Origin of the sequence: Humitalea rosea, from assembly GCF_003253705.1 — a bacterium.
GTDB lineage: Bacteria > Pseudomonadota > Alphaproteobacteria > Acetobacterales > Acetobacteraceae > Humitalea > Humitalea rosea.
The window spans coordinates 365,825-388,776 of sequence record NZ_QKYU01000001.1 but is presented as its reverse complement, the minus strand read 5'-3'; the positions used below and the strand labels follow the sequence as shown (position 1 = coordinate 388,776).

The following is a 22,952-nucleotide window of genomic DNA, read 5'->3' as shown; positions in this document are numbered from 1 at the left end:
CAATTCCCTTTACACATGGCCGCGATCTGGGCCGCGATCTAGCTCGCGATCAGGGCCGCGATCAGGAATCGGCCCGGTACAGCCGCAGGATCGAGGCGCTGTCCTTCATCTCATTGCCTCGGGCCACGAATTCGGCGTAGCGCGCGACCGCGGTCTCGACCAAGGGCAGCTCGGCGCCGAGCTCATGCGCGAAGGCCTTCACCGCCTTCATGTCCTTCAGCAATTGCCGCGCGTAGCTGCTCGGCGGCTCGAAGGCGCGCTGCTGCATCTGCACGTAGATGCGGCGCAGCAACTCGCTGTCGGCGAAGCCGCCGGCCAGGCCCCGGGGCAAGGCGGCGGCATCGATACCCGCCGCCTCGGCCAGCGCCAGCGCCTCGGCCATCAGCACGAAGCCGGTGCCGACGATCGCCTGGTTGATGACCTTGGTGGTCTGCCCCGCACCCACCGGCCCCATCAGGGTGAGGTTGGTCGCAAGGTCGCCGAGCACCGCCCGGGCCTGCTCGAAATCATTGGGCTCGCCGCCCGCCATGGCGGTCAGCGTGCCGGCGCGGGCGGCATGCGGCCCGCCGGAGACCGGGCAATCCACCCAAGCCATCCCCGTCTCCTGGCCCAGCCGCGCGGCCATCTCCCGGGTCGCGGCGGGGTCGGCGGTGGAGAGGTCCAGCAGCAGCTTGCCCGGCTGCGCGCCGAGGCTCGCGACACCCTCCGGGCCGAAGACCACGCCCGACACCGCCTCGGTATGCAGCACGCAGAGGCAGATGATGTCGCTCGCCGCCGCCACCGCCGCCGGGGTCGGGGCCGCGACGGCGCCATGCGGCACCACGGTCTGGAGCCGCTCCGGCTCCAGGTTCCAGACGGTGATGGGGCCATGGCCGCGATCGAGCAGGCGGCGCACCATCGCCTCGCCCATGATGCCGATGCCGATGAAGCCGATCCTTGGGAAGCCGATCCTTGGGAAGCCAATACGCGGTGCGGGCATCAGGCGTTGTCCTGTCGCTGGTTGGTCATCCGGTCATAGACGCGGAACAGCCCCTGGTTGCCGTTGCCGTCCTCGCCATGGGCGCGGGCCTCCAGATACAGGCTGGTCGCGAGGGCGAGGCCCGGCAGCGGCACGCCGAGGCCGAAGGCGAGTTCCCCCGCCAGCCGCAGATCCTTGAGCTTGAGGCCGATGCGGAACCCCGCCGAGGCATCCCCCGCGATCATCTTCGGCCCCAGGTTCTGCAACATCCACGACCCGGCCGAACCGCCAAGCAGGGCCTCGCGCAGCAGGTCGAGGTCGAGCCCCGCGGCCCGGCCAAGCGCCAGCGCCTCGCAGATCGCCTGCAAATTCATCGCACAGACCAGCTGGTTGCAGGCCTTCACCGTCTGCCCCGCCCCGGCCGGGCCGAGGTGGCGGATGGTGGTCCCCATGACCGCCAGCAGCGGTGCCGCCGCGGCGAATCCCGCCGCCGTGCCGCCGGCCATGATGGAGAGGCCGCCGCTCTCCGCCCCCTGCGGCCCGCCGCTGACCGGGGCATCGACCATCTCGACCCCCTGCGCCGCCAGCACCTCGGCAAAGCGCCGGGCGGCGCCGGCGGCGATGGTGCTCATGTCGATCACGAGCTTGCCCGCGGGCGGCGTCGCGGCCAGGCCGCCGGGGCCGAGCACGACCTCCTCCACCTGCGGCGTGTCGGGCAGCATCAGTATGGCGGCATCGGCGCCGGCGACGGCCTCGGCGACGGAGGCGGCCGGGACCGCCCCCTGCGCCGCAAGCTCCGCCACCGCCTCGGGCCGCGTGTCATGGGCCTGCACCGCATGCCCGGCCGCGAGGAGGCGCGCGGCCATGTGCCGGCCCATGGTGCCAAGGCCGATGAAGGCGATCCTGCTCATGCCGCCTCAGCTCCGGTAGATGCGCAGGGCGCGGCGCTCGGCGCGGGCCACCGCCTCGCGCGGAGAAACCTGGCCGCCGATCGCCTCGGCGAACATGTCGGCGACGATGCCTTCGGAGAAGGCGGTCGCCGCCTGGGTGCCGAGCGCGCCCGCATAGGACAGCGGCCGCCCGCGCGCCGCCACATCGCGGAACACGGTGATATGCGGGTCGCTGCGCCAGACCGGGCTGTCGTCATAGGCATGCAGCGCCTGGCTGACATAGCCCGCGGAGCTTTGCAGCACGCGCTCGTATTGCGGCCCCTCCAGCATGAAGGTCAGCAGCGCCTTGGTGGCATTGGGGTAGCGGCTGTAGCGGAAGCCGATGAAGGGATAGACGAGGTGCAGCTCGGTCGGCACGCCGACGGGCCCGACCGGCCAGTTCGCATAGGCGATGTCATCGGCCATCGCCATGCCATCGGCCCGCGCCTTGCCATAGATCGAGACCGCGTTGTTGGTCAGCGACACCTGCCCGGCGAGGAAGGCCGAGTTGTTGGAGGCATCGTTCCAGGCGATCGTGCCGGGGATGAAATGCGAGGCCAGTTCGCGCGCGTATTCCACCGCGCGCAGAGTCTCGGGGCTGTTGAGGGCGACGGCATTGTTCTCGTCCACGAGCCTGCCGCCCTGCGACCACAGCAGCCAGTGGCAGAAGGAATTGCCGTCGCTCGGCGCGCGGCCGAAGGCGAAGCCGGCCGGCTTGCCGATGCGCTTCAGCCCGGCGCAGAGCCGCAGGAAGCCGTCGCTGTCGGTCGGGAAGCTGTCGAATCCGGCCTCCCTGGCGGCGGAGACGCGATAGACCGGCAGCACGCCGATCACGAGGTTGGAGATGCCGATCCAGCGCCCGTCGCGCTTGCCGTATTGCTCGATCAGCGGATACCAGCCGCCGTATTTCCCGCCGATGTAGTCGGCGACATCGGTGAGATCGAGCACCTTGTCGGCGAAGAGATGCGGCGTCGAATGCAGGGTCCAGGCGAGGTCCGGGCCGTTGCCGATGCCGGCGGCGACGCTGAGCTGCGGCAGCACGTCATCCTGCCAGACGCTGTCGATCCGCACCGGCACGCCGGTCGCCTCGCTGAAGGCGCGGATGTTCTCGGTGGTGGCGCGGTCCTCGGCTTCCAGGAAGCGGCTCCAGCGCAGGAAGCGCAGCGTGGCGCCGGGTTCGGGTTGGAAGGGCTGCTGCTGCGCCCAGGCGCGGGTTCGGTCGAGGAGCGAGGTGGTGGCGATGGCGCCGGCGGTGGTGCCGAGCAGGTGACGACGTCCGAGCATCGGTGACGTTCCTTCCCTTGGTGGCTGGCGCGCTCTGCGGCGGGCTCAGGCGGGAAGGCTAGCCGCGCCCCACCGGAGGCGCCAGTGGGGCATTGGCATAGGTTTTCGTGATCCGGGCCGAAGCATTTTTCTCGTTTGTCGCGCATCCCCGGAGCGCTGAGTTTGATGGCACAGAACTGGGAGCCTTTCTGATGCAGCAACCTTCGACCGGCCGGGACATCCGCGTGGCCGTCGATATCGGGGGCACCTTCACCGATCTGGAGATCTTCGATTCCGCAACCCGGGCCGTGTATCAGCACAAGGCCCCGAGCACGCCCGCCGACCCCTCCATCGGGCTGCTGAACGGGCTGCGGCAGGCCGCCGCGCGGTTCGATTTCGCTCTGGAGGATATTCGCCAGGTGCTGCATGGCACCACCATCGCGACCAATGCGGTGCTGGAACGCAAGCTCCCACCCGGTGCCGTGCTGACGACCGAGGGCTTCGAGGATCTGTTGCAGATCGGCCGCCACGGCCGCCGCGACGTTTATGCGCTGACCGCGAACCCGCCCCCGCCGCTGGTGCCGCGCAACCTGTGTCTTGGCCTGCGGGAACGCATGCGCGCCGATGGCGGTGTGGCGACGCCGCTGGATGAGGCGAGCGTGCATGAAGCCGCCGAGACCCTGCGCGCCGCGGGCGTGCGCGCCATCGCCGTCTGCCTGCTGCATGCCTATGCCAATCCGGCGCATGAGAAACGCGTGGGCGAATTGCTCGCCGAATTGCTGCCGGATGTCGCGGTCTCGCTCTCCTGCGAGATCAGCCCGGAGCTGCGCGAATATGAGCGGCTGTCGACGACCTTGCTCAACGCGCTGCTGGTGCCGATCGTCGCCGGCTACATGGGCAAGCTGGAGCAGCGGCTGGCCGAGGCGCGCTTCGGTGCCCGCGTCTATCTGGTGCAATCCAATGGCGGCGTCAGCGGCACCGCCAAGGCGGGGCGCGAGCCGGCGCGGCTGCTGCTTTCGGGGCCGAGCGGAGGGGCGGCGGCGGCCAGGCGCCTCGCGGCCTCGCTTGGCGAGCCGAACCTTGTCGCCATGGACATGGGCGGCACCTCCTTCGATGTCTCCGTCGTGCATCAGGGCCAGGTCGCCATGGTCACCGAGGGCGAGATCGACGGGCTGCCGGTGCGGCTGCCGATGGTCGAGATGCGCACCATCGGCGCCGGCGGCGGCTCCATCGCCTGGGTGGATGAGGGCGGGCGCTTGCGCATCGGCCCGCAGAGCGCCGGCGCCGATCCCGGGCCGGCCTGCTACGGGCGTGGCGGCGAGACGCTCACGGTGACGGATGCGAATCTGCTGCTGGGGCGGCTGGATGGCGCGGGTTTTCTCGGCGGCGCCATGCGGCTGGACCAGGCGGCGGCCGAGGCGGCGGCGCAGGGGATCGCGGCGCCGCTCGGGCTCGGCACCGAGGCGGCGGCGGCAGGTGTGATCACCATCACCAACGCCTCGCTGGCCGGCGCGATCCGGCTGAGCCTGTTCGAGAAGGGGCTGGACCCCGAGGATTTCGCGCTGCTCTCCTTCGGCGGCGCCGGCGGCGTGCATGCCTGCGAGGTCGCCGAGGAACTCGGTATCCGCCGCGTCATCTTCCCGCCCCATGCCAGCACGCTCTCGGCCTGGGGCATCCTGTGGTCCGACATCGCGCATGATCTGGCGGCGACGCAGATCGCGCTGCTCGCCGAGGCCGGGCCGGCCCTGGCCGAGGCCGCGGCGCGGCTGCGGCGGGAGGCCGCGTCCCTGCTCGCCGAGGATGGCGTGCCGGAGGCGCAGCGCGCGTTGGAATGGTCGGCCGATTGCCGCTATGCCGGCCAGGCCTTCGAACTTTCGGTTGCGATGGCGGAAGCGGCGTTTTCGCCCGAGGGTCTCGCCGCCATCGCCGAGGGGTTTCATCGCGTCCACCGCCAGCGTTTCGCGCATGATGATCGCGGCGTGCCCGTCGAAATCGTGACCCTGCGCCTGACCGCGCGCGGGCTGCTCGCCAAGCCCGGCACCGAGGCCAGCACGGCCCGCGCCGAGCCGGTGCCGCCCACCTCCCGCCCGGTGCTGGTCGATGGCGCCTGGCAGGCGGCGACCATCTGCACCCGCAACGCCGTGACCGCCACGCCGCTGGCGGGGCCCGCGGTGATCGAGGAAGCCTATACCTCCACCTACATCCCGCCCGGCTGGAGGGTCTCGGCCCATCCCGGCGGCGCCCTCATCGCGGAGCCCGGCGCATGACCCGCATCGATCCCGTCCGCGAGGAGGTCATCCGCAACGCGCTGGTCACCGCCGCCGAGGAGATGAGCCTGACCATCTGGCGCACCGCGCGCTCGACGGTGGTGCGGGAGATCCTGGACTACTCCACCGCCGTCTTCGATGCAGAGGGCCACAATGTCGCGCAATCGGCGCGCATCCCGGTGCATCTGAACTCGATGTCCGATTGCCTGCGTTGGATCCTCGATCACGCGATCCCGCTGGAACGTTGGGAGGATGGCGATGTCATCGTCACCAACGACCCGTACAGCGGCGGGCAGCATTTGCACGACATCCAGACCTTCCGCGCCGTCTTCGTCGATGGGCGGCGGATCGGCATCGTCGGCACGCTCTGCCATCACGTCGATATCGGCGGGGGGGCGGCGGGCAGCTACCTCGCCACCGCCATCGAGGTGTTCCAGGAAGGCATCCGCATCCCGCCGCTGTTCCTGGCCCGGCGCGGCGAGTTGAACGAAGGCGTGTTCGAGATGCTGCTGCACAATGTGCGCCAGCCGGATGAGACGCGCGGCGACCTCAAGGCGCAGATCGCCGCACTCGGCATCGGCGAACGCGCCGTCTCCCGCATCGCCGCGAAATACGGGTCGGACAATCTGGCGGCGGCGATGGCGCAGATCCAGGAAGGGTCCGAACGCATGGTGCGCGCGGCGCTGCTGGCGCTGCCCGATGGCGAAAGCAGCTTCGAGGAGTTCGTCGATGACGACGGGCAATCCGAGACGCCGATCCGCATCCGCGTGCATGTGGTCAAGCGCGGCGACGGCATCACCTTGGATTTCTCCGGCTCCAGCCCGCAGGTTTCGGGGCCGGTGAACAATACGCGGGCGATGACCGCCTCGGCCGCCTATTACGCGCTGCTGGCGGCCTTGGGCGGCGACATCCCAGCCAATTCCGGCTGCTACCGCGCGGTGACCCTGACCCTGCCGCCGGGCAGCGTGGTGGATGCGCGCTTCCCCGCACCCGTCGCGAGCCGGATGGTGGTGAACCATCGCATCGCCACGGCGGTGTTCGGCGCGCTGGCCAGGATGATGCCGGAGCGAATCCCCGCGGCCTATTACGCCATCTCCTATGTCTATGCGCTCTCCACCGTGAAGCCGGATGGCAGGCGGCAGGTCTATTTCGACATCGAGGTGGGCGGCTGGGGCGGCCATGCGCGGGGCGATGGCGCGAGCGCATTGTCCTGCGGCCTGCACAACAACACCAATGCGCCGATCGAGATGGTCGAGGCGCGCTACCCCGTCACCTTCCTGCGCTACCGGCTGTTGCCGGACAGCGGCGGGCCGGGGGCGCGGCGGGGCGGGCTCGGCCTCGTGCGCGAATGGCGGCTGGATGCGCCGAAGGGGAGTTTCAGCACCAGCTTCGAGCGGTTTCGCATCCCGCCCTATGGGCTGGAAGGCGGCAAGCCCGGCTCGCTCAGCCGCACCACTCTGCGCCGCGCCGATGGCACGGTCGAAAGCCTGCCCTCGAAGGTCTCGGGCGTGCCGCTGTGGCAGGGCGATGTGGTGAGCATCGAGACCTCGGGCGGCGGTGGCCATGGCGACCCGGCGGCGCGGCCGCGTGCGGCGGTGCGCGCGGATCTGGCGCTGGGCTTCGTGACCGCGGAAGGGGCCGCGCGCGACTATGGGTTCTCGATGGAGGCGGACGCATGACCGGCATCGCATTGACCCTGGCCGAGGTCGAAAGCCTCACCCGCGAGGCGCTGGCCGCCAGCGGCGTCTCGGCGGCCAACCTCGGCCCGCTGGTCGCCTCGGTGGTGGCGGCGGAGGCGGATGGCATCCAGAGCCATGGCCTCGCCCGGCTGCCGACCTATTGCGAGCACGCGCTCTGCGGCAAGATCGACGGCCGCGCGACGCCGGTGCTGGAGCAGCCGCGCCCGGGCCTCATCCGCGTCGATGCCCGCGACGGCTTCGCGCATCCGGCCATCGAGCTCGGGCTGCCGGCGCTGATCGCGGCGGCGCGGTCGCAGGGGATCGCGGCGCTGGCGGTGACCAATTCCTACAATTGCGGCGTCGTCGGCCACCATGTCGAGCGCATCGCCGCGGCCGGGCTGCTGGCCTTGGGCTTTGTGAACGCGCCGGCCTCGATGGCGCCGGCGGGTGGCCGCGTGCCGGTGTTCGGCACCAACCCCATGGCCTTCGCCGCGCCGAGAGCCGACGGCCCGCCGCTGGTGCTGGACCAGTCGGCCAGCGTCATCGCCAAGAGCGAGCTGTTGCAGCATCAGCAGCGCGGTGAGCCGATCCCGCTCGGCTGGGCGGTGGATCGCGATGGGCAGCCGACCACCGATGCGACGGCGGGGCTGGCCGGCAGCATGCTGCCCTCGGGCGGCTACAAGGGCGCGGGGCAGGCCTTGATCGTGGAGATGATGGCGGCCTGGCTGACGGGCGCGAGCCTGTCGCTCGACGCTTCCTCCTTCGCCGACAACAAGGGTGGCTCGCCGCGCACGGGCCAGTGCTTCGTCGCGATCGACCCGGGGCCGCTGGCCGGGCCCGAGGCGGCGGAACGGCTGGCGCATCTGTTCGGCGCCATCGAGGAGCAGGACGGCGCCCGCCTGCCGGGCAGCCGGCGCATCGCTGCCCGCGCCCGCACCGCGGCGCAGGGCATCACCATCCCGGCGGCGCTGCATGCGCGGCTGCTGGGCTATGCCACGGCTTGAAGGCGGGCCTCCTCCAGCGCCATCGCCGCCACCGTGGCGGCGATGACATTGCGCGGCTGGTTGCTGTAGGCGGCATGGACCTCGATGGCCGGGCAGGGGGGTGACACCTCCAGCCGCCGCAACCGCCCCGCCGCCACGGCCGCCGCCGCCGCCGCATCCGGCAGCACGGTCAGCCCCAACCCATCCGCCGCCAGGATCATCATGGTCGCGATGGAGTTGAAGTTGGAGACGGTGTCCGCCTTCACCCCCGCATCGGCGAAGTGCCGCAGCACATCCTGGTGCGGCTTGGACCCCCGGGTGAAGGCGAAGATGGGATAGGCGGCCAGCGCCGCGACGCGGAGCGGACCTGGCGGCAGGTCCATCGCGGGCGCCGCATACCAGGAACAGGGTAGGCGGCAGAGGGTGAGGCTTTCCACCTCCGGCGCGATGACCGGGCCCATGATCAGCGCGAGGTCGATCTCGTTGCGATGCAGCTGCCCCGCGATGGTCAGGCTGCTGTCCACCGTCAGCTCCAGCTCGACGCAGGGGTAGGTCTGGTGGATGCGGCGGATCAGCGCGGGCAGCCAGGTGTGCACGACGGAATCGATGGCCCCGATCGCGAGCCGGCCGCGCAGCGCGTGCCGGGCGCTGACCGAGCCCTGGAATTCCTGCGCGAGGCGGACGATCTCCTCGGCGCGGGCCAGGCAGGCGCGGCCCTCTGGCGTCAGCCGGACGGAGCGCAGGTCGCGGTCGAACAGGCGGATGCCGAGCTCCCGCTCCAGCGCCGCGATGCGGTTGGAGACGGCGGCCTGGGTGGTGTGCAGCCGCTCCGCCGTGGCGCTGAAGCTGTTCAGCCGGGCGACCCAGAGGAAGGTTTCGAGAAAGCGGAGGTTCATGCCGGACAGTCCAAGGTCCGGCCCGCCCATGCAAGGTCTGGGCCGGCAAGGCCTGGGCCCCGCAAAGTCTGGGCCGCGTCAGCCCGCCTTGCCGCCGATCGCCCGCCGCAGCCCGACCGCGCGTTCCAGCACCACGACCAAGGTGAGCGTGAACAGCACCATCATCACCGACACCGCCGCCACCAGCGGGTCGGTGCGGGATTCGACGTAGCGGAACAGCGCCACCGGCAGGGTCGTCAGATGCGGCCCGACGATGAACAGCGTGATCACCACCTCATCGAAGGAGACCAGGAAGACGATGGCCGCCGCCGCGATCAGCCCCGGCGTCATCAGCGGCAGCGTGATGCGGAAGAACACCTGCAGCGCCGGCGCGCCGAGGCTGGAGGCGGCTTCCTCGACCGAGGCCGGCAGGGTGCCGAGCGTCGTCACCAGCACCCGCAGCGCATAGGGCACGGTGATCAGCAGATGCGCCAGGATCAGCCCCGGCCAGGAGCCGATCAGCCCTTGGCCCACGAAGATGATGAGCAGTGCCAAGCCGAGCACGATGGTCGGCAGCAGCAGCGGCGCGGTCAACCCCGCCATGATCGCATCCCGCCCCGGGAAGGTGCCGCGCGACAGCGCCACGGCGGCCGGCAGCGCGATCGCCAGCGCCAGCACGGTGACGATGCTGCCGAGGATCAGGCTGTTGCGCAGCGCGACGCCCAGCGTCGGCTGTTCCAGCATCGCCGCGTACCATTTCATCGACCAGCCGGAAGGTGGCCAGGCGATGAAGGAATCCGCCGAGAAGGAGATCGGGAAGACCAGCAGCACCGGCCCCAGCAGGAACAGGAACAGCAGCGCGACCAATGCGAGGAACAGGTAGCGCCCGGGGCCGGAGCGGATCATGCGATCGCCCTTTCGGCGGCACGCGCGATGCGGCCATAGACCACCATCGCCGCCCCGAAGACGCCGAGCGCGATCAGCGAAAGGGCCGCCGCCAGCGGCCAGTTCAGGGTGACGATGGCATTGTCGTAGATCTCGGTCGCCAACAGCAGCACCCGCCCGCCGCCGAGCAGCTTCGGCGTGATGAAGCTGGATATCGTCAGCACGAAGGTCAGCAGGCAGCCGAGCAATATCCCCGGCAGGGTCAGCGGCAGCACGATGCGCCAGAACACCGTGAGCGGCGGCGCGCCGAGGCTGGCGGCGGCTTCCTCCAAGGTCTGGTTCAGCTTGCCGAAGCCCGCGAGCAGCGAGAGGATCATATAGGGCATCAGGATCTCCACGAGCCCGATGATCACCCCGGTCATGTTGAAGACGAGCCGCGGCGGGTCGATGCCGATGCCGCGCAGCAGGCTCGGCGCGAAGCCGCGATCGCCGAGGATCACGAGCCAGCCATAGGTCCGCACCACCGCCGAGATCAGCAGCGGCGAGATGCAGGCCACCACCAGCAGGTTGCGCCAGCGCGCATCGCTGCGATGGACGAAGAAGGCCAGCGGATAGCCCGCGAGCAGCGCGAAGCCGGTGATGGTCAGCGACACGCCGACCGAACGCAGCAGGATTTCGAGGTAGAACTCATCGGCCAGCAGGTCGCGCCAGGTGGCCATGGTGAAGTCTGTGCCGATCCCGCCGCCCGGCATGCCCTCGCGGAAGGAGAGGCCGGCGAGGTTCAGCATCGGCCACAGGAAGGTCAGCAGGTTCACCGCCACCGCCGGCAGCACCAGCAGCGGCAGCAGGCCGAAGCGGCCCATCACGCCGGGAACACCCCAGCCGGCGGAGCCGGAAACACCCCAGCCGGCGAAGCCGGAAACACAAGCGTGTCCTCCGCCCGCCAGGCGAGGCGCACCGCATCGCCCGGGCCCGCGACCACGGCGCCGGCGAAGGTGTGCTGTTCGACCAGCAGGCTCGCGGGGCCGAGCGCGACCTCGATCGAGAGCAGGTCGCCGACGAAGGTGCGCCGGGTCACCGTGCCGGTCGCGCTGTTCCAGCCGATGCCCTCGGGCGGGGTATCGGTCAGGCGGATGCGGTGCGGGCGGATCATGATGGTGACGGGGCCGGCGCCGGCGTGGCCGGTGCCCTGCAAGACCACGTCGCCAAGCAGCAGCCGCCCATCCGCGCCGCGGTGCCCCGCCGCGCGATTCACCCGGCCGACGAAGCCCGCGACGAATTCATTGGCCGGGCGCTCATAGATCTCGAAGGGCGTGCCGAGCTGTTCCAGCACGCCGGCGCGCATCACCGCGATGCGGTCGCAGATCGCCAGCGCCTCGGCCTGGTCGTGGGTGACGAAGACAGCCGTGATGCCGAGGCGCTGCTGGATGTCGCGGATCTCGTTGCGCATCTCCTCGCGGAGATTGGCGTCGAGGTTGGACAGCGGCTCGTCCAGCAACAGGATCGAGGGCTCGATCACCAGCGCGCGGGCCAGGGCCACGCGTTGCTGCTGCCCGCCCGACAATTCGCGCGGCTTGCGCGCGGCAAACGCCTCCAGCCGCACCATCGCCAGCGCCCGCTGGACCCGCTGCTGCCGTTCGTCGGCGGGGATCTTCCGCATCTCCAGCCCGAAGGACAGGTTCTGCGCGACATCCATATGCGGGAACAGCGCGTAGTTCTGGAAGACGATGCCCATGTCCCGCCTGTGCGGCGGCAAGGCGGTGACGTCGCGCCCGGCGACGATGATGCGCCCATCGGTCGCGGGCATCAGCCCGCCGATCATCCGCAAGGTCGTGGTCTTGCCGCAGCCGGAGGGGCCGAGCAGCCCGATCAGCTCCCCCTTTCCCACCGACAGCGACAGCGCCTGCACGGCCCGGGTGGCGCCGAAGCGCTTTTCCAGCCCGTGCAATTCGAGGTGCGGCGGCGCCGCCTCAGCAGCCATGCCCACCAATCAGCTGCGCGTCAGGATGCGGCGGCGCCACTGCTCGTTGAGCTGGTTGCGGAACTTCGCGACCTCCAGCCAATCGACGGCCAGCATCTTGCCCATCCGCTCGGGGGAGGCGGCGGTGGCCGAGAGCGCCTCGGCCGAGACCTGCGCCTTGGTGTTCACCGGCGCGTAGAACATGCGCTCGGCGAAGGCGGCCTGGGCCACGGGGGAGAGCGCATAGGCGATGAAGGCCTTGGCGGCCTCGGACTGCGGCGCGCCCTTCACCAGGCCCAGGGTGTTGATCTGGAACAGCGAGCCTTCCTCCGGCAGCGCCGCGCCGAGCTTGCCGGCCGACTGGCGGCTGTAGAGCTGGCCACGGGCGTTCCAGCCCACGCCGAGCTGGGCCGTGCCATTGGTGATGAAGGTATAGGCGTCGGGCTTGGGGTCCCAGCTCAGCACATGCGGGGAGAGGTCGGCCAGCGCCTGCACGCCGCGAGAAAAATCCTTGTAGTCGGTGCCGCCGAACAGCCGGTTGGCGACCAGGGTCATGCCGATGCCGACGATGTCCGGCGCGGCGGTGATCGCGATCTTGCCGCTATAGGCGGGGTCCCACAGCACGCGCCAGGAGGTCGGCGCGGGCTTCACCGTCTCGGGCGAATAGAGCAGCGACAGGCTGTCGAAGGTCACGCCGACCGAGTTGACGCCGGGGGCGAAGGCGCTGGGCGCGAGATCGGCCAGCACCGGGAATTCGGCGGGGGTGAGGGGGTCGAGCAGCCCCTCATCCGTCGCGGCCTTGCCGATGGTGATGTCGAACATCGCGACGTCGAGCTGCGGGGCGGCCTTCTGCGCGCGGATCGTGCCGAGCGTCTGGGCCGAATTCGGCATGGCGAAATAGGTCACCTTGATGCCGGGATGCGCCCGCATGAAGGGATCGACGACGACCGCCTGGTAATTTTCCTGGAAGATGCCGCCATAGGCCGCGAGCGTGATCGTCCGTTCCTGCGCGAAGGCCGGGCGGATGAAGGGCATGGCGAGCAGGCCGCCAAGGGTCCCCTGTGTGAGGTGCCTGCGCGAGATGGTCATGCATGTCTCTCCTGTGCCTGTTGCGTCACCATGGGGTCGTCGCCGCGGGTCCGGACTGACCCGATCGCGGCAGGGCAGCCCGGAGCGCGGCCCGACGCGCCATGCATCGGGGCCTGTCTCCGGCGGATGATCGGCTGCTTCGGTAAGGGTGTCACGCACCGAAGCGTCCGTCAGCCGGGATGCCGGTTCAAACACGAAATGCATGTCGAGCGGGACAAGATTAACTTGTCGGCCGCGCGCCCGCCGTCAGTCCACCCGGATGTTGCCGACCCGGATCACGTCCCGCCAGCGGTCCAGCTCATCCCGCACCAGCGCGGTATAGCCATCCGGGCCAAGCGTGCCGGGGCGCACGCCGATCGCGGCGAAGCGCTCGCGCACCACGGTCGAGCCGAGGGCCGCGGCCATCTCCTCCCGCCAGCGCTCGGCGATCGAGGCGGGGATGCCGGCGGTCGCGGAGAAGCCGAACCAGTTGGTGGCGACCACCCCCGGCAGCCCGGCCTCGGCGAAGGTGGGCACATCGGGCAGGATCGGGCTGCGTTCGGCCTCGCTGACCGCCAGCGGCCGCAGCCGGCCGGACCGCAGGTTGCCGAGTGCGGTCGGCAGGCTTTCCATCAGCGACTGGATCTGCCCGCCCATGGTGTCGGTCATGGCCGGGGCCGAGCCGCGATAGGGCACGTGGGTGAGCTGCACATCCGCCGCCCGCGCCAGCACCTGGCCGATCAGATGGTTCAGCGTGCCATTGCCACCGGAGCCGTAGGTCATCTCGCCCGGCCGCGCCTTCGCCTCGGCGATGTAGTCGGCCAGCGTCGCGCCCTTGAAGGCGGGCCCCACCGCGAGCACCGAGGGAAAGGTGCCGACCAGATGCAGATGGGTGAAATCGGCCAGCGGGTCATAGGGGATATTGGCGTAGAGCACCGGCCCGATGCCATGCGAGGCCGCACTCGACATCATCACCATATGCGTGTCGCCGCGCGCCTTGGCCAGCAGGTCCGCCCCGAGCAGCCCGCCGGCGCCGGGCCGGTTCTCGATCACGATCGGCTGGCCGAGCCGGCCGCCGAACCATTCGCCGAGGCTGCGCGAGAGGATATCGGCGGCGCCGCCGGGCGGGAAGTTGACGATCCAGCGGATCGGCCGGTCGGGCCAGGCGGGCTGGGCGCGGGCGATGCCCGGCGCCGCGAGCAATGCGGTGGCGGCCATGAGCTGCCGGCGTGTGGGGATGGTCATACGAAATCCGATCAAGTTCTGCCGCCGCATCAGCAAGATCGGTGCCGTAGACTGGAAGGGGCTTCCGTGGTTCGGTCGGTGGACGATAATGGAGCCCCCCATGGACCTGATTCTGCGCAACCTCCGCCTGGATGGCGCGGCGGCGGGCGACCCGCCGATGGATATCGGCGTGAAGGACGGCAGGATCGCCGCCATCGCGCCGAAGCTCGCGGCGGAGGCAGCCGAGGATATCGATTTCGGCAATCGCCTCGTCTGCGCCGGCTTCGTCGAGACGCATATCCATCTCGACAAATCCTGCATCCTTGGCCGTTGCGCCTGCGAGACCCAGCGGTTCCCGCACCTCGCCATGGAAAGGGTTTCGGCGGTCAAGCCGAGCTTCACGGTCGAGGATGTGACCGCCCGCGCCGGCGGCACGCTGGAGCGATGCATCCTGCACGGCTGCACCCGGATGCGGACCCATGTGGAGGTGGACCCGCGCGTGGGCCTGCGCGGCTTCGAGGGCGTGAAGGCGCTGATCGATGCCTATGCCTGGGCCATCGATGTCGAGATCTGCGTGATGCCGCAGGAGGGCCTCACCAACAATCCGGGCACCGATGAGCTGATGGTCGCGGCGCTGCGCGCAGGCGCCCGCGTCGTCGGCGCCGCCCCCAACTACGACAGCGACCGCGCGGCACAGATCCGCCGCGTCTTCGAGATGGCGCGCGAGTTCGACGTGGACATCGACATGCATCTGGACAGCGGCAGCAGCGCCGAGGATCTGGACACGCTGCTGGTCTGCGACCTGACCGAACAATATGGCTGGGGCGGGCGGGTCGCGATCGGCCATGTCACCAAGCTCTGCGCCCTGTCGCCGGAGGAGGTCGATCCGATCGCGCGGCGGCTTGCCGATGCCGGGGTGGCGCTGACGGTGCTGCCGGCGACCGACCTCTACCTCGGCGGGCGGCATCGTGACCGGGCCGTGCCGCGCAGCGTGGTCGATGCCAACCGGCTGGTCGAGGCCGGGGTGACCTGTTCGCTCTCCTCCAACAACATCCTCAACCCCTTCACCCCCTTCGGCGATGGGCAGCTGATCCGGCAGGCGAACCTCTACGCCAACATCGTGCAGCGCGGCTCGGATGCCGAGATGACGGCGGTCTGGGGCATGATCACCGCGGGTTCGGCGCGCCTCCTGCGGCAGGATTACGGGCTGGCGGTGGGGGCGCCGGCCGATCTCGTGGTGGTCGATGCGCCGGATGCGGTGCAGGCGCTGCGGGTCATCGCGCCGGTGCTCGCGGCCTTCAAGCACGGGCGGCGCACCGTCACCCGCCAAGTGCCGGTGCTGCACCGCCCGGGGTGACGGGCCGCCACACGGTATCGTTGCGGTCGTGGGTGCCATATGCAACCGTCAGTCGCCAGGCTCAGCGAACAAGGGGCCGGCTGGAGGATGCGATATGTCGGATGTTCATCTGTCGCGTCGTGCGATGGGCGTTCTGCTTGCCGCCGCGGCCGCGGCGCCCCGCGCCGCCGAGGCTCAGCCTGCCGAGGGCTGGGCAACCACCTGGGCCGCTTCGGCGCAGGGGCCTTACCCCATCGGCAATCCCTCCGCGCAACCGAACCAGAGCTTTGCCTTTCCCTCGGCCCCGGATGGGGCGAAGGACCAGTCGCTGCGCCTCATCATCCGCCCCACGGTCTGGGGCCGCCAGGCGCGGCTGCGCTTCTCCAACGCCTTCGGCACGAAGCCGCTCACGCTGGATGGCGTCCATGTCGGTCTGCAGCACGGCGGGGCCGCGGTGATGCCGGGCACCAACCAGGCGGTGCGCTTCGGCGGCGCCGGCGCGGTCACCATCCCCCCGGGCCGCGATGCCTGGAGCGATGCGGTGGCACTGCCCTTCGCCGCGGAGCCGGCCTCGCCGCTGCTGGCGGGCCGCAAGCTCGCCGTATCGCTGCATGTCGCCGGTGAGAGCGGGCCGATGACCTGGCATGCCAAGGCGCTGCAAACCTCCTATGCCACCCCGCCCGGGGCCGGGGCACGCGGCGCCGAGGAAGCCGAGGCCGCCTTTCCGCATCCGACCGCCTCGTGGTTCTTCCTCGATGCGGTGGACATGATGATGCCCGCCGGCACCCCGGCGGTGGTCTGCTTCGGCGATTCCATCACCGATGGCACCGCCAGCACGATGAACGGGGATGACCGCTGGCCCGACGTGCTGCAACGCCGGCTGCATGCCGCCTTCCCCAACCGGGTCGCGGTCGTCAATGCCGGCATCGGCGGCAACCAGGTCGCGGGCCCGGCCGAATACGCGCCCGACCGCCCCTTCGCCGGCGGCCCGGCCTCGCTGCAGCGGCTGGAGCGGGATGTCGCGAGCCTCTCGGGGGTCAGCTCCTTCGTCTGGCTGGAGGGGATCAACGACTTCTCGCGCAACGGCAATGCGAGCGTCGAGGCGGTGACCGGCGGCATGCGCCGGGGCGTCGCGATGCTGCGCGAGCGGCTGCCCGGGGTGCGCGTCCTCGGTGCCACGGTGGTGACGGCGCTTGGCAGCAGCAGCGCCGCGCATGGCTTCGCCGAGCAGGATGAGAAACGGCGCGCGCTGAACGACTTCATCCGCAATGGCGGCGTCTTCGATGCCGTCGTCGAGTTCGACCAGGCGGTGCTCGACACCTCGACGGGGCAGTTGAAGCCCGAGTTCGTGCCGGAGAGCACCACGGGCGGGCCGGGGGACAAGCTGCATCCGAACCGCGCGGGCTATGTCGCGATGGCCAGCGCGATCGATCCGGCGCTGTTGCTGCCGGCCTTGGCGCGGCGCTGACGGGCGGGGAGGTGTGCGGGCCCCGCGGGCCCGCCCGCTGGCCAGACCCGTCCGCTCGGGTAAGAAACGGATGAGGAGGACATCACCATGAAGAACCCGGACCGACGCGGCGTATTGCGTATCGCAGCCCTGGCGGCGCTTGCCCTGCCGCCGCTTGCCTTGCCCCTGGAGGCGCGGGCCGAGGACTGGCCGTCCCGCCCGATCCGTCTGGTGGTGCCCTTCTCGGCGGGCACCACGACCGACATCCTGGCGCGGCTGCTGGCGACCTCGCTCTCGCGCAGCCTCGGCCAGACGGTGGTGGTGGACAACCGCAGCGGCGCCGGCGGCAATATCGGCGCCGGGCTGGTCGCCAATGCGCCGGCCGATGGCTACACGCTGCTGTTCGGCACCAATGGCACCAACGGCGTCAATGCCAGCCTCTACAAGACGCTCGGCTACGATCCGGTGGCCGATTTCGCCGCAATCGCGCCGATCGCCACCACCACCGCGGTGCTGGCGGTGCGGGCGGGCCTGCCGGCGCGGGACCTGGCAGGGCTGATCGAGCTTGCGAAGAAGCAGTCGCTGACCTTCGCCTCGGCGGGCAATGGCACCACGGGGCATCTGTCGCAGGCGCTGCTGAACCAGCGCGCCGGGATCGAGACGGTCCATGTCCCCTATCGCAACGGCGCCCAGGCGATCGGCGACATGCTCTCGGGGACGGTGGATGCGATGTTCTACCACTACCTCGCCTTGGCGCCGCATTTCCGCGAGGGCACGCTGCGCGCCATCGCCGTCACCTCGGCGCGGCGCGCCTCGATGCTGCCGGATGTGCCGACGGTGACCGAGGGCGGGCTCGCCGATTTCGTGGTCGATGGCTGGTGGGGCCTCTACGCCCCCGCCGGCACCGCGGCGAGCAGCGTGCGGCGCCTCGCGGATGCGGCCAATGCCTTCCTGGCCGATTCGGACGCGCAGGCCAATCTGCAACGGCAGGGGATGGAGCCGATCGGCGGCTCGCCGGACAGGCTGGCGGAGATGACCCGGACGGAGGTCGCGAAGTGGCGTGAGGTGATCGCGCGCGCGGGCATCCAGGTGGATTGAGAGAGGCTGGTTGGGGCGCCAGGATTCGAACCTGGGAATGGCGGCATCAAAAGCCGCTGCCTTACCGCTTGGCGACGCCCCAGCCGCGAGCCGTCTCTAGCCTGCCCGTACGCCGGGGTGAAGCCCGCCCCCCCAGGACCACCACCCGTCGGGCAACAGGCCGGCTCCCGCCCGCGCCATCGCGGGCGTCGGGAAGAGGCCGAAGCAGGTCGCCCCCGAGCCCGACATCCGCGCCAGCAGGCAGCCGGGCAGGGCGCCCAGCGCCGCCAGCACCCCGGCGATGGGCGGACAAAGGCCGATTGCCGCCGCTTGCAGGTCGTTTCGCGTGGCCGCCCCCAGATCCCGCGCCATCGCCGTCGCATCCGCCCAAGCCGCGGGCAGGGGGGCGGGCGCGGAAAACCCCGGCGCCCGGGCGGAAAACACCGCCGCGGTGCCGAGTGGAATGCGCGGATTGCAGAGCAGCAGCCCGAATTCCGGCAGGGCCGGCGCCGGGGCGATCGCCTCCCCGATGCCGCCGAATCGCAGCGGCTGGCTGATAAGACAGGCGGTCACATCGGCGCCGAGCCGCGCCGCGAGCCCCGGCGGCACCGCGACCCCCCAGGCGCGGGCCAGCAGCCGCAAGGCCGCCGCCGCATCGGCCGAACCGCCCCCGATGCCGGAGGCGACCGGCAGCCGCTTGGTCAGGGTCAGCCCTGGCCCGGGGGGGCGGCCGGCGGCCTCGGCCAAGGCGCGGGTGGCGCGCAGCACCAGATTGTCGGGCTCGGCCGCGAGGCCCGCCGCCTCCGGCCCCACGACCAGCAGCCCCGCGCCCGGCGCCAGGGCGAGGCTGTCGCCGATGCCGGCGAAGACCACGAGGCTGTCCAGCAGATGCAGCCCATCGTCCCGCTTGCCGATGACATGCAGGAACAGATTGACCTTGGCCGGCGCGGCCTCGATCACGGGACGGCGGGCCGGGGCACCTCGCGCTGGGCGGTGGGGGTGCTGGTGGGGGGCAGTCCCTCGCGCAGCTTGGCATCGATTCGCGCCACATCACCGGGCTCGGGATCGGTGATCAGGGCGCGGCGCCATTGGAAACGCGCCTCCGCCTGCCGGCCCGACGCCCAGAACGCATCACCCAGATGATCGTTGATCACGCTGCTGCGGGATTCCAGCTCGGCGGCCTTTTCCAGCCAGGTCACGGCGTTCGGCAGATCACCGATCTTGTACAGCGCCCAGCCCAGGCTGTCGGCGATATTGCCGTCCTGCGGCCGCAGCGCCGCCGCGCGTTCCAGCATCCGCCGCGCCTCGGCGAGGTTGGCGCCGCGCTCGACCCAGGTATAGCCGAGGTAGTTCAGCACATTCGGCTGTTCCGGGGCGAGTTCCAGGGCGCGGGTGAAATCCCTCTCGGCGCGGGTCCAGTGCCCGGCGCGTTCCTCGGAGATGCCGCGGGCATAGAACAGCGGCCATTCGGCGGGCCCGGGATTGGGGATGCGCGCCAGCGCGCCGTCATAGGCGAGCACCGCATCGGGATAGCGGTTGCGGGCGCGGAAAATATCGCCGAGTCGGGCCAGCGGCTGCGGGCTCGCGGGCTCGGCGGCGGCAAGCTCGGTCAGCACGCGCTCGGCATCGGCGGTGCGGTCCAGCCGGTCGAGCAAGGCGGCGCGGCGCAGCGCGGCCACGGGGGCGAGCGGGTCGGTCGCGGCAATGGCGTCCAGCGCCGCCAGGGCGGTGTCGGGATGCCGCTCCTCGGCCAGCACGTCGGAGATCAGCATCAGCGCCGGGGCGAACTCCGGCCGCAGCCGAAGCGACAACCTGGCCAGCACCAAGCCGAATTCGCCGGCCCCCTGGCCGCGCAGCGCCGCCGCCAGGGCGAGCTGTGCCTCGGCCATGCCCTCGACCGCTGTCGCCACGGTGCGGGTGCCGAGGATCTGCCGGCGGGAAGCGGGGCTGAAGGCCAGCGCCAGCTCGTCGCTGCCGGCCGAGGCGAGGTCCAGCAGGCGCTGGCCCTCGGCTTCCCGCCCCGCGCGGGCAAGAATGCCGGCGGCGATCGAGATCAGCCGCAGATTGGCGTCCGGCGTCTCGGCCAAGGCGGTGCGGATGAAGCGCTCGGCCTCCCGCGGCCGGTTCGCGATATCAGCGATGATGGCGGCATGCAGCGCATGGGTGCCGCGCAGACGTCCGCTTTCGATCAGTGGCCGCAGGGTCGCCAGCGCCTGGTCCGTGGCGCCGCGCCCCTGCTGCACCCAGGCGGTCAGCAGCGGATGCAGCAGCCCGGCCACACCCTGGCGCGGCAATTGCCGCAGCCGGTTTTCCGCCCGGTCCCACCGCCCGGCCTGGGCATCCGCGCCCACCAGCAGCAAGGCGGCGATCTGGTTGTCGGGCAGGCGGCGGGCAAGGCGGTTCGCGTCCGGCCGGCCATCCATCACCGTGGCGAGGAAGGCGGTGGTCAGGATGGCGTCCTGCTGCGGCTCCGCCTGCAATGCGCGCAGCAATTCATCCGCCGCGATCCGCGTGTCGGTTTCGGTCACCGCGAAGCGCCCGGCCAGATAGGGGCCAAAGGCCCCCGTCGGCAGCGGCGGTGCTGCGGCGAGGCTGGGTGCCCCCTCCGACCCGCTGGCGGCGCAGCCGGCCAGGAGTGCGAGGGCAACAAGGGTGAGGCGGCGCGGGGAGGATAGGTGCGGCATTGCTTGATGAGATTAGGGCGATGCTGTGGCAAGCGCCATGGTGGCGACTGAAAAGACACAGCTTCGTGGCCGCAAGGCCACAGTCAAAGCCTGAACAGCGCAGGTCATGCCTCGGAGGCCGGGTGCTCGACAGGGGAATAACCCTGTTGCAGCTTGTATCGCGTCGAACGAAAAAATGGAGGAATCTTATGCGCCGTTCATTTCTCGCGGCCGGGCTTGGTTCTGCCCTGTTGCTCGCCGGCTGCGGCCCGATGCCGCAGCAGCAGCAGTTCTCCGGCAACCGCGGTCCTGGCTGCGACACCAGCTTCGAGGTTGCGAACCGGACCAATCAAACGGTGCGGGAGCTGTATTTCAGCCAGTCGGCGTTGAATGATTGGGGCCGGGACCAGCTGGGCGAGCGCGTCCTCGGGCCGGGCGACACCATGCGCTTCCGTGCCAACCATGCCGGCAACTATGATTTCCGGGTGGTCTGGGCCAATGGCCGGGGCGCCGAACTGCGGAACGTGAACGTCTGCCGCGCCGCTGTCGTGAATGTGTTCGGCAACGGGCTGCGGGCGGACTGACCCGCAGCCTAGGGCCGCAGCATAGGGCCGCAGCATAGGACCCGGCCGGGGCGCGAGATGCCCCGGCCGGGTCAGGGTCAGGCGGCGGCCTTGATCGCCACGGCCCGCACATCCTCGCCGACGCCGCCTTCGAAGGCGGTGAAGTTCTTCTGGAACAGCCCGACCAGCGTCGCCGCCGTGCGGTCATAGGCCGCCTTGTCGGTCCAGGCCTCGCGCGGGTTCAGCACATGCGAGGGGATGCCCGGGACCGCGGTCGGGATCATCAGCCCGAAGAACGGATCGCGGGTGAACTCCGCATCCGCCAGCGTGCCGTCGAGTGCGGCGCGCAGCAGGGCGCGGGTGATCTTGATGCTCATCCGGCTGCCGGTGCCATAGGCGCCGCCCGACCAGCCGGTGTTCACCAGCCAGCAGTTGGTGCCGTATTTGGCCATCAGATCGGACAGCATCTGGCCATAGATCTGCGGCGGGCGCGGCAGGAAGGGGGCGCCGAAGCAGGTGGAGAAGGTCGCCTGCGGCTCCTTGCCCAGGCCCTTTTCGGTTCCCGCCACGCGGGCGGTATAGCCCGAGAGGAAGTGGTACATCGCCTGCGCCGGCGTCAGCTTGGCGATCGGCGGCAGCACGCCGAAGGCATCGGCCGTCAGCATCACCACATTCTTCGGCAGCCCGGCCTGGCCGGCCGTGACCGTGTTGGGGATGAACTCGATCGGATAGCAGGAGCGGGTGTTCTGCGTGAGCGTGCCGTCGTCGAGGTCGAGGTTGCCATGCGCGTCGGCGACCACATTCTCCAGCACCGCGCCGAAGCGGTGCGAGGCGTTCCAGATCTGCGGCTCGGCTTCCTTCGAGAGGTTGATGACCTTGGCGTAGCAGCCGCCCTCGAAGTTGAAGATGCCGGTATCCGACCAGCCATGCTCGTCATCGCCGATCAGCTGGCGATGCGGGTCGGAGGACAAGGTGGTCTTGCCGGTGCCCGAGAGCCCGAAGAACAGCGCCGCATCCCCGGCCTCGCCGACATTGGCCGAGCAATGCATCGGCAGCACGCCGCGCGCCGGCAGCAGCCAGTTCATGACGGTGAAGATGCTTTTCTTGATCTCGCCGGCATAGGAGGTGCCGGCGATGGCGATGATCCTGTCGGCGAAGGACAGCGCGATGCAGGTGGTGGATTTGCAGCCATCCTCGGCCGGCACCGCATCCAGCTCCGGCGCATGCAGGATGACGTAGTCGGGGGTGAAGCCGGCCAGCTCGGACTCGGCGGGGCGGATGAACATGTTGCGGGCGAAGAGCGCGTGCCAGGCATTGGTGGTCACGAGGCGCACGCGGATGCGGTGCGCGGGATCGGCGCCGGCATACAGATCCTGGGTGAAGAGCATGTCGCGGCCGGCGAGGTAGCTGCGGACCCGGGCGGTGAAGGTCTCGAAATGCGGGCGGGACATCGGCTGGTTGATCTTGCCCCAGGCGACATCGGCCATCACCGACGGGTCCTGTGCCACGAACTTGTCGGCGACGCTGCGGCCGGTATGGATGCCGGTCACCCCGATGAAGGCGCCATCGGCCGAAAGCCTGCCCTCCCCGCGCTGCAGGGCCAGCGCCGTCAACGGCGCGGCGGTCAGGTTCGCACGGACGTGTCCCGTCGCATGGACCCCTGTGCCGGAAAGGAGGGTTTCGGTCTTTGCCATATGGGGCGAACTCCACGAGGAAATGAAGGGGCATTTCCCCGCCCGCAAGGCCGAAGAAACGTTGTCCGGGGTCTGACTGTC

General features: G+C 70.5%; 19 protein-coding genes and 1 tRNA gene. 7 read left to right on the top strand and 13 right to left on the bottom strand.

Annotation, left to right across the window (positions count from 1 at the left end):
• Positions 1–61 precede the first annotated feature (61 nt).
• From C8P66_RS01715 to C8P66_RS01705, 3 genes are read right to left on the bottom strand one after another with little or no spacing between them, the layout of a single operon-like run.
• Positions 62–979 carry an NAD(P)-dependent oxidoreductase gene (locus C8P66_RS01715; protein WP_111396392.1) on the bottom strand — a complete coding sequence of 306 codons (918 nt, stop codon included), beginning with the start codon at positions 977–979 and terminating at the stop codon, positions 62–64.
• Positions 979–1,869 (bottom strand): NAD(P)-dependent oxidoreductase, encoded by an 891-nt coding sequence (locus C8P66_RS01710; RefSeq protein WP_111396391.1) that lies wholly within the window; start codon positions 1,867–1,869, stop codon positions 979–981. Before C8P66_RS01710 ends, C8P66_RS01715 begins: the two co-directional genes overlap by 1 nt.
• Before the next feature lie 6 nt (positions 1,870–1,875).
• Positions 1,876–3,171: an ABC transporter substrate-binding protein gene (locus tag C8P66_RS01705; RefSeq protein ID WP_111396390.1), complete on the bottom strand. Its 1,296-nt coding sequence runs from the start codon at positions 3,169–3,171 to the stop codon at positions 1,876–1,878.
• Between the two features lie 191 nt (positions 3,172–3,362).
• Here C8P66_RS01705 and C8P66_RS01700 point away from each other — a divergent pair, with 191 nt between their 5' ends.
• Genes C8P66_RS01700 through C8P66_RS01690 form a run of 3 tightly spaced genes read left to right on the top strand, consistent with a single transcriptional unit; the run spans position 3,363 to position 8,100 of the window.
• Positions 3,363–5,417, top strand: coding sequence for a hydantoinase/oxoprolinase family protein (locus tag C8P66_RS01700; RefSeq protein WP_111396389.1), 2,055 nt, complete (start codon positions 3,363–3,365; stop codon positions 5,415–5,417).
• Positions 5,414–7,096 (top strand): hydantoinase B/oxoprolinase family protein, encoded by a 1,683-nt coding sequence (locus C8P66_RS01695; protein WP_111396388.1) that lies wholly within the window; start codon positions 5,414–5,416, stop codon positions 7,094–7,096. Before C8P66_RS01700 ends, C8P66_RS01695 begins: the two co-directional genes overlap by 4 nt.
• Entirely contained in the window at positions 7,093–8,100 is a 1,008-nt protein-coding gene (locus tag C8P66_RS01690; protein WP_111396387.1) for an Ldh family oxidoreductase, read from the top strand. Before C8P66_RS01695 ends, C8P66_RS01690 begins: the two co-directional genes overlap by 4 nt.
• On the opposite strand, the gene C8P66_RS01685 is transcribed toward C8P66_RS01690, so the two are convergent.
• From C8P66_RS01685 to C8P66_RS01660, 6 genes are all read right to left on the bottom strand, one after another.
• Entirely contained in the window at positions 8,085–8,975 is an 891-nt protein-coding gene (locus C8P66_RS01685; protein WP_111396480.1) for a LysR family transcriptional regulator, read from the bottom strand. The genes C8P66_RS01690 and C8P66_RS01685 overlap by 16 nt on opposite strands.
• 78 nt (positions 8,976–9,053) lie before the next feature.
• Positions 9,054–9,860: an ABC transporter permease gene (locus C8P66_RS01680; RefSeq protein WP_111396386.1), complete on the bottom strand. Its 807-nt coding sequence runs from the start codon at positions 9,858–9,860 to the stop codon at positions 9,054–9,056.
• Complete coding sequence (locus C8P66_RS01675) at positions 9,857–10,702, bottom strand: ABC transporter permease (RefSeq protein ID WP_111396385.1); 846 nt, start codon at positions 10,700–10,702, stop codon at positions 9,857–9,859. The genes C8P66_RS01680 and C8P66_RS01675 overlap by 4 nt, the downstream gene beginning before the upstream one ends.
• Positions 10,702–11,820: an ABC transporter ATP-binding protein gene (locus C8P66_RS01670; RefSeq protein ID WP_111396479.1), complete on the bottom strand. Its 1,119-nt coding sequence runs from the start codon at positions 11,818–11,820 to the stop codon at positions 10,702–10,704. Before C8P66_RS01670 ends, C8P66_RS01675 begins: the two co-directional genes overlap by 1 nt.
• 9 nt (positions 11,821–11,829) lie before the next feature.
• Complete coding sequence (locus tag C8P66_RS01665; RefSeq protein ID WP_211313992.1) at positions 11,830–12,888, bottom strand: ABC transporter substrate-binding protein; 1,059 nt, start codon at positions 12,886–12,888, stop codon at positions 11,830–11,832.
• 246 nt (positions 12,889–13,134) lie between these two features.
• Complete coding sequence (locus C8P66_RS01660) at positions 13,135–14,112, bottom strand: Bug family tripartite tricarboxylate transporter substrate binding protein (protein WP_111396384.1); 978 nt, start codon at positions 14,110–14,112, stop codon at positions 13,135–13,137.
• A 100-nt stretch (positions 14,113–14,212) separates the two neighbouring features.
• Here C8P66_RS01660 and C8P66_RS01655 point away from each other — a divergent pair, with 100 nt between their 5' ends.
• From C8P66_RS01655 to C8P66_RS01645, 3 genes are all read left to right on the top strand, one after another.
• Entirely contained in the window at positions 14,213–15,448 is a 1,236-nt protein-coding gene (locus tag C8P66_RS01655; protein ID WP_111396383.1) for an amidohydrolase family protein, read from the top strand.
• A gap of 94 nt (positions 15,449–15,542) precedes the next feature.
• Positions 15,543–16,895 (top strand): GDSL-type esterase/lipase family protein, encoded by a 1,353-nt coding sequence (locus C8P66_RS01650; protein ID WP_111396382.1) that lies wholly within the window; start codon positions 15,543–15,545, stop codon positions 16,893–16,895.
• Between the two features lie 87 nt (positions 16,896–16,982).
• Positions 16,983–17,972: a Bug family tripartite tricarboxylate transporter substrate binding protein gene (locus tag C8P66_RS01645; protein ID WP_111396381.1), complete on the top strand. Its 990-nt coding sequence runs from the start codon at positions 16,983–16,985 to the stop codon at positions 17,970–17,972.
• A 7-nt stretch (positions 17,973–17,979) separates the two neighbouring features.
• Here C8P66_RS01645 and C8P66_RS01640 read toward each other — a convergent pair.
• The 3 genes from C8P66_RS01640 to C8P66_RS01630 form a co-directional block, all read right to left on the bottom strand.
• Positions 17,980–18,054: transfer RNA gene (locus C8P66_RS01640), tRNA-Gln, on the bottom strand.
• A 14-nt stretch (positions 18,055–18,068) separates the two neighbouring features.
• Complete coding sequence (locus C8P66_RS01635) at positions 18,069–18,911, bottom strand: 4-(cytidine 5'-diphospho)-2-C-methyl-D-erythritol kinase (protein ID WP_111396380.1); 843 nt, start codon at positions 18,909–18,911, stop codon at positions 18,069–18,071.
• Positions 18,908–20,635: a tetratricopeptide repeat protein gene (locus tag C8P66_RS01630; protein ID WP_111396379.1), complete on the bottom strand. Its 1,728-nt coding sequence runs from the start codon at positions 20,633–20,635 to the stop codon at positions 18,908–18,910. The genes C8P66_RS01635 and C8P66_RS01630 overlap by 4 nt, the downstream gene beginning before the upstream one ends.
• A 188-nt stretch (positions 20,636–20,823) precedes the next feature.
• On the opposite strand from C8P66_RS01630, the gene C8P66_RS01625 reads away from it, so the two are divergent.
• A complete protein-coding gene (locus C8P66_RS01625; protein ID WP_146422658.1) occupies positions 20,824–21,198 on the top strand; it encodes a hypothetical protein in 375 nt (124 codons plus the stop codon).
• 77 nt (positions 21,199–21,275) lie between these two features.
• Here the strand turns inward: C8P66_RS01625 and pckA are convergent, their stop codons facing one another.
• The gene (gene pckA, locus C8P66_RS01620) at positions 21,276–22,871 is read right to left on the bottom strand and encodes a phosphoenolpyruvate carboxykinase (ATP) (RefSeq protein WP_111396377.1); all 1,596 of its coding nucleotides are present in this window, start codon (positions 22,869–22,871) and stop codon (positions 21,276–21,278) included.
• Positions 22,872–22,952 lie beyond the last annotated feature (81 nt).